Source organism: Collinsella sp. AM16-21 (assembly GCF_003471905.1).
Taxonomy (GTDB): domain Bacteria; phylum Actinomycetota; class Coriobacteriia; order Coriobacteriales; family Coriobacteriaceae; genus Collinsella.
Genome location: NZ_QRKJ01000013.1, coordinates 65,098 through 71,957, shown reverse-complemented (window position 1 = coordinate 71,957; position 6,860 = coordinate 65,098). Strand labels below are relative to the sequence as shown.

Annotated in this window: 6 protein-coding genes; 3 read left to right on the top strand and 3 right to left on the bottom strand. The window is 59.3% G+C overall.

The features are described 5' to 3' along the window. Positions 1–274 precede the first annotated feature (274 nt). Together pdxT and pdxS are read right to left on the bottom strand one after the other, a co-directional pair. Entirely contained in the window at positions 275–862 is a 588-nt protein-coding gene (gene pdxT / locus DW180_RS07975) for a pyridoxal 5'-phosphate synthase glutaminase subunit PdxT (RefSeq protein ID WP_118238338.1), read from the bottom strand. Positions 863–882: 20 nt separating this feature from the next. Next, positions 883–1,773, bottom strand: a complete 891-nt coding sequence (pdxS, locus tag DW180_RS07970) for a pyridoxal 5'-phosphate synthase lyase subunit PdxS (RefSeq protein WP_118238337.1) — start codon at positions 1,771–1,773, stop codon at positions 883–885. 145 nt (positions 1,774–1,918) lie between these two features. On the opposite strand from pdxS, the gene DW180_RS07965 reads away from it, so the two are divergent. After that, on the top strand, positions 1,919–3,334 hold the full coding sequence (locus DW180_RS07965; protein ID WP_118238336.1) for a PLP-dependent aminotransferase family protein: 1,416 nt from the start codon (positions 1,919–1,921) through the stop codon (positions 3,332–3,334). A gap of 71 nt (positions 3,335–3,405) precedes the next feature. Here DW180_RS07965 and DW180_RS07960 read toward each other — a convergent pair whose 3' ends face one another. Further along, positions 3,406–3,969, bottom strand: a complete 564-nt coding sequence (locus DW180_RS07960; RefSeq protein WP_070097113.1) for a ferritin family protein — start codon at positions 3,967–3,969, stop codon at positions 3,406–3,408. A gap of 254 nt (positions 3,970–4,223) precedes the next feature. Between DW180_RS07960 and DW180_RS07955 the strand changes: the two genes are divergently transcribed. Both DW180_RS07955 and DW180_RS07950 read left to right on the top strand, forming a co-directional pair. Next, positions 4,224–5,444: an iron-containing alcohol dehydrogenase gene (locus tag DW180_RS07955; protein WP_118238335.1), complete on the top strand. Its 1,221-nt coding sequence runs from the start codon at positions 4,224–4,226 to the stop codon at positions 5,442–5,444. Positions 5,445–5,452: 8 nt separating this feature from the next. Next, positions 5,453–6,832: an aldehyde dehydrogenase gene (locus tag DW180_RS07950; RefSeq protein WP_118238334.1), complete on the top strand. Its 1,380-nt coding sequence runs from the start codon at positions 5,453–5,455 to the stop codon at positions 6,830–6,832. The last annotated feature ends 28 nt before the right edge of the window (positions 6,833–6,860 follow it).

Genomic DNA, 6,860 nt, shown 5'->3' with positions numbered 1-6,860 from the left:
AACATCATTGTCGCAGCCCCGACCCGCGGTCACGAGCGGGGGCTCCTGTCTATTTAGTGCCCTCGGATTGGGTCATAGTGTCTGTCGGTACCAAGACATCGGCGTTGCCTTAATCCAGGTCTGTCAAAAAGTAGTCATTGGGGACGTTCTTAAACGACTACATAGCATGAGAGTGGACAATCTCCCGGTTTGAGCCTGCACTCAAGCTCAAAGTGGGAGATTATCCACTCTCATTTGTTCTGTGTCCGAAAATTCACGCTCGTTTCTACTCTGCCTACATTTGGAGGAAGAGCTCGTGGAGGCAGGCGTCGTCGTCGAGCTCGGGGTGGAAGGTTACGCCGAGCTGGTTGCCCTGGCGGGCGGCGACGATGCGGCCATCGACCTCTGCCAGGGCCTTGGCGTCGCCGTGGACCTCGACGATGCGGGGCGCACGGATAAACGTCAGCGGCACCTCACCGTCGATGCCGGCTACCTGTCCCTTGGTTCGAAAGCTGCCGAGCTGCCTGCCGTAGGCATTGCGCTCGACAAGTACATCCATGGTTGCCAAACGCGGCGTGCCCTTATCGTCATGGGCGGCAAGATCGCGCGCCAACAGAATCAGACCGGCACAGGTGCCCAGGACGGGCATGCCTTCAGCGATGCGGGCACGAAGCTCCTCGAGCATGCCCAACTCATCAAGCAGCTTGCCCTGAACGGTGGATTCGCCGCCAGGGAGGACCAGGCGATCAAAGTTCTGCCGCAAATCGGCCGCCTGCCTCAGCTCAATACAGCGTGCGCCAAGCTCGGATAGTCTTGCCTCGTGCTCGGCAAAAGCACCTTGGACCGCCAGCACGGCGACCGTTTGGTCCGCATAATCGCTCATGTGCGATCCTTTCTGCCGGACTAGCACCCGCGCTCCTCCATGATAATCTCGATCTCGTCGGCGTTGATGTCCACCATAGCCTCGCCCAGGTCCTCCGAAAGCTCGGCGATGAGCTTGGCGTCGGTGAAGTTGGCCACGGCCTTAACGATGGCGGCAGCGCGCTTGGCGGGGTCGCCGCTCTTAAAGATGCCCGAGCCCACAAAGACGCCCTCGGCGCCCAGCTGCATCATCAGCGCGGCATCGGCGGGGGTCGCTACGCCGCCAGCAGCAAAGTTCACGACGGGAAGCTTGCCTGTGGCATGGACCTCGCGGACCAGCTCGACCGGAACCTGCAGTTGCTTGGCTGCCTCAAAGAGCTCATCATCGCGTAATGCAACAATGTCGCGGATCTGCTTTTGGATTTTGCGCATGTGACGCACAGCCTGGACGACGTCGCCCGTGCCCGGCTCGCCCTTGGTGCGAATCATCGTGGCGCCCTCGGCAACACGGCGTAACGCCTCGCCCAGGTCGCGGGCGCCGCAGACAAACGGCACGTCAAACTGGGTCTTGTCGATATGGTAGACATCGTCGGCAGGGGAGAGGACCTCGGACTCATCGATGTAATCGATCTCGATGGCCTGCAGGACCTGCGCCTCGACAATGTGACCGATGCGGCACTTGGCCATGACGGGGATGGAGACGGCCTCTTGAATGCCCTTGATCATCTTGGGGTCACTCATGCGCGAGACGCCGCCTGCGGCACGGATGTCGGCCGGGATGCGCTCGAGTGCCATGACGGCGCAGGCGCCCGCCTCTTCGGCGATGCGTGCCTGCTCGGGCGTGGTGACGTCCATGATGACGCCGCCCTTGAGCATCTGCGCGAGCTCGCGGTTGAGTTTAACGCGATCGGCCTTGCTGGTCTGTTCTGCCATGGTTGCTCCCTTGGTTGGCATGTGTATTGCTTGACGGAACATCCTATCGGGGAGCTGGGTATGGCGAAATACTCAGTTTTCGAGATAATAGCAAGGTCAGACTAATGCCAGATTGAATGACTCGATAAGGTCAGGTGACAAACTCATGCTTGACTATAATTTGGAAAACCGCGGCGAAGCATCGCTCTATGAGTATGTTTACCAGCAAATTCGAGATGATATTGTAGCTGGACGTATTGCGGCGGGGGAGCATCTTCCGTCTAAGCGCGCCTTTGCCAGTCATCTGGGAATTAGTGTCATTACAATCGAAAATGCATATAGCCAGTTGCTTGCCGAGGGTTATATTTGCTCAAAGCCGCGCCGTGGTTACTACGCGTGCGAGCTTCCCGATGCACCGGTTTTGGCTTCGGCTGCGGAGGGCATCGACCGAGATGACGCCTCCGTGGGCCCCAGCGCGCATGATGTCAACGGACAGGTCGAGCGATTCGATGCGCTTTCTCCTTCCGCCTTGGAGGCGGCGCGGCTTTGGCAAAGCGCGCTACGGGCGACACTGACGTCCGAAGACGAACGTGAAATCTTTTCGACCGCGCCGGCACAGGGCACCGCTCGGCTACGACGCGCTATCGCTCACCATTTGCGTGGGACAAGGGGCATGAATGTCGACCCCGACAACATCGTTATCGGTGCGGGCGCCCAGTTGCTCGATACCATGTTGGTTCAGTTGCTTGGAGCCGACAAGGTGTATGCCGTTGAGGATCCGGGCTATCTGCTCCTGACGCGCATCTATCAGGCTATGGGTTGCGAAGTGCGTCATATCCCGTTGGACGGTGAAGGCGTGGACTTGAGTGCTCTGCAGAAAACCGGGGCGGATGTCCTTCACCTGATGCCGTCTCACCAATATCCGACCGGCCTTGTGACGAGCATTGCGCATCGCTATGCCCTGCTGAGCTGGGCCGCCGAGCAGCCGGACCGGTATCTCATCGAAGATGACTTTGATTGTGAGTTTCGCCTTGCCGGCAAGCCGATTCCCGCGCTCGCGTCGATCGATGCCGCCCAATCGGTCATCTACACCAACACCTTTTCAAAAAGTCTGTCGTCGGCCCTGCGTTTGGCGTATATGGTCCTGCCTGATGAGCTGATGGAACGGTTTAGGCGCAACCTTGGTTTTTACGCATCGTCGGTGAGTTCTGTTGACCAGGTCGCTTTGGCTCGCTTGCTGGAATCGGGTGATTACGAGCGACATGTGAATCGCGTGCGCGTGCGCGCTCGCGAGGCGCGCGATGGCCTGGCGGCGCTTGTACGGAAGGCATTTCCGGCGGGGGAGGTCTCGATCGAGTACGCAGACGCGGGTCTTTACTGCACCGTCGTCCTGACCAAGGATAATGCGGGGGAGAGCTTTGCGAAGGCTCTCGCTGACTCCCGTATTTCCTATATCGATATCGACGATTGCCTATGGGCGTCCGATCGGGCGTTGACTAAGAATGCGCCGTCTCGCGTTCTCATTCAATACGACGACCTGAGCCCTCATTCGCTCATCGTTCTTCAAGAACAGCTGCAATAAGCCCACGAAAAAGGCCCGAACCATGCGGTTCGGGCCTTATGAAGCTAGAGGTTATGTCTCAGGCGGTTGGCTTAGCCAAAGTAGCGCTTGAGCAGACCGGCGAAAGCCTTGCCGTGGCGAGCCTCGTCGCGAGCCATCTCGTGCACGGTGTCGTGGATGGCATCGAGGCCAGCGGCCTTGGCGCGCTTGGCAAGATCGGTCTTGCCGGCGGTGGCGCCGTTCTCGGCCTCAACGCGCATCTCGAGGTTCTTCTTGGTGGAGTCGGTCACGACCTCGCCCAGGAGCTCGGCGAACTTGGCGGCGTGCTCGGCCTCCTCGTGGGCGGCCTTCTCCCAGTACAGGCCGATCTCGGGATAACCCTCGCGATGAGCAACGCGAGCCATGGCCAGGTACATACCGACCTCGGAGCACTCGCCCTCAAAGTTGGCGCGCAGGTCGGCAACGATGTCCTCGGAGACGCCCTCCATCTTGGCGACGCCCACGACGTGCTCGGCAGCCCACTCGAGCTGGCCCTCCTCCTGCTTCAGGAAGCGAGAGCCGGGAACGCCGCACTGGGGGCACTTGAAATCCTCGGGCAGCTGGTCGCCGTCGAACTCTTCCACATAACCGCAAACGGGGCAAACAAACTTCATGATTCGATCCTTTCGATCGATGGCGATGGTGCGCTCGTCCGGTCCCGTAAGGGCCCTCTCCGGACGTGCGTCTTGACGAGTTCTATTATCCATAAATGAGACCGAATGTGAAGCCTATTAGGAATGATTTTTAATAAAACAATTTTCGGCATGTGAAGATGTTGATTGATTAACGATTTGCAAGCCATATGCGGACGCCGATGAGTACAATCGGTCGAGCAAATGTTGACCTATCAACAAATAAAGGAGTCTCCTTTATGCATCTAGCCCGTCGTGCCTGGTGCCGAACATATCAGACGGTTTTTCGCATCGCATTGCCGATCCTGCCCTATACCGAGCCGCGCATTTTGGAGCATGCCGAGGATGTGCCCGCGGTGCTTCAAAAGCGCTCGATCCAGAAGGTCCTTATCGTGACAGACCCTGGTATTGCTCGTTTGGGACTCACGGCATCACTCGAGCGTGCGCTTACGGCTCAGGGGATTGGCGTTACGGTCTATGCCGAAACGCGTGCGAACCCCACGGTCTCAAACGTGGAGGAAGCGGCATCCCTGTATCGCGAGAGCGCCTGCCAGGCCATTATCGGCTTTGGCGGCGGTTCGGCCATGGACTGCGCCAAGGGCGTAGGCGCACGCATCGCACAGCCAAATAAGCCCATCAACAAGATGCGCGGGCTGCTGCGGATTCATCGTCGCCTGCCGCTGCTCATCGCCGTTCCCACCACGGCAGGTACGGGAAGCGAGGTCACGCTTGCGGCAGTAATTACCGATGACGAGACGCACTACAAGTACCCCATTAACGACTTTGTGCTTATCCCGCGCTTTGCGGTGCACGACCCCGAGTTTACGCGCGGCCTGCCCGCCTCCATTACGGGGCAGACGGGCATGGATGCCCTGACGCATGCCGTCGAGGCCTTTATCGGCCGCAGCACCACGCCCTATACGCGCAAGATGGCGCGTCAGGCGGTGCAGCTTATCCACGACAATTTGCTCGAGGTCTATGAGCATGGCGACGACATGCGTGCGCGTCGCAATATGCTTTCGGCGGCGTATAAGGCGGGTATTGCATTTACCCGCTCCTATGTCGGATATGTGCATGCCATCGCGCACAGTCTGGGCGGCCGATACGGAATTCCGCACGGTTTGGCCAACGCGATCATCCTGCCGCACATGCTTCGCGCTTATGGTGACGCCGCCGCCCCCAAGCTTGCCGATCTTGCTCGCATGGCCGGTATCGCGCCGGCTAACGCGCAGGACGGTCTTGCGGCCGAGGCCTTTATCGATTGGGTCGACCGCATGAATGCCGCCTTGGGCATTCCCAAATATGTGACGGGTATTCGCCGCTCCGATATTCCGCAAATGGCGGCCCATGCCGATGCCGAGGCCAATCCGCTATACCCCGTTCCGCTTCTAATGGACCGTTTGGAGCTCGAGCGTATGTACGAGGTCGTCGCGGGTGGTATGTTTGAGGGCGAGAATTAGGAGGGCCCATGAACACCGAGGAAATTGCGTGCATCGTCGGCGATCAGCGCGCCTACTTTAAGACGCACGCCACGTTTGATGTCGATGCTCGACGTCGCACCCTCGTGCGCCTGCGCGAGGCGGTGCGGGCACACGAGACCGATATCGCCCATGCGCTCAAGACCGATTTGGGAAAGTCGCATGACGAGGCCTATATGTGTGAGATCGGCACATCGCTTTCCGAGATTCGTCATCAGATTGCGCATGTGGCTCGATGGAGTCGTCCGCGCCTGCGTCCGTGTGACCTCGCCAACGCCGTGAGTGTGTGCAAAACGCAAGCCGTGCCCTATGGCGTCACGCTCATTATGGCGCCCTGGAACTACCCGTTTTTGCTAACGCTCGAACCGCTTGCCGGCGCCCTTGCCGCGGGCAATACCGTGGTCATCAAGCCGAGCGCATATGCTCCGGCATCGAGCGCGGTGCTCAGGCAAATCTGTGAAGAGGCATTTGATCCGCGTCTGGTGACGGTTGTCGAGGGCGGCCGCGCCGAAAACGAAGCGCTGCTCGATGAGTGCTGGGACAAGATCTTCTTTACCGGTAGCGTTCCGGTCGGCAAGCTCGTCATGGAGCGCGCGAGCAAAAACCTCACGCCCGTGACGCTTGAGCTGGGCGGCAAGAGTCCCTGCATCGTGGATGCGACGGCAAACTTGAAGGTCGCGGCACGGCGTATCGCCTTTGGTAAATGGCTCAACGTAGGGCAGACCTGCGTGGCGCCCGACTACCTGCTGGTCGATACGCGCGTGCACGACGAGCTGCTGGGACTCATCAAGGAGGAAGCCCGTCGTATGTTTGGCGAGCACCCGCTCGACAACGAGGATTACGGTCACATCGTCAACGCCAAGCATTTTGCGCGTGCGCGCGGGCTGATCGATCCCGATAAGGTTGTGCTGGGAGGTACCGCGCGCGAGTCGTCGCTCAAAATTGAGCCGACGATCCTAGACGGCGTGGCCCCCGATGACGCCGTGATGCAGGAGGAGATTTTCGGCCCCATCTTGCCGGTGCTGACGTTTGAGAGCCTAGACGAGGCAGAGACGTTTATTGCGGATCGTCCGACGCCGCTAGCTCTGTATATCTTTAGCCAGGACCGTGCGGCTCAGCAACGCTTTGTGCGTTACGTGCCCTTTGGCGGCGGCTGCGTCAACGACACGATCATGCATCTGGCTACGAGCCATATGGGCTTTGGCGGCATGGGTGCGAGCGGTATGGGCCAGTACCATGGCCGCGAGAGCTTCGATACGTTTAGCCACAAGAAGAGCATCGTGAACAAGGTAACCTGGCTGGACGTGCCGTTTCGGTATGCGCCCTACGCAAGCTGGAAGCACAAGTTCGTGCGTATGTTTGTGCATTAGAAAAGATCGCGGGTAATACGAACAAGTG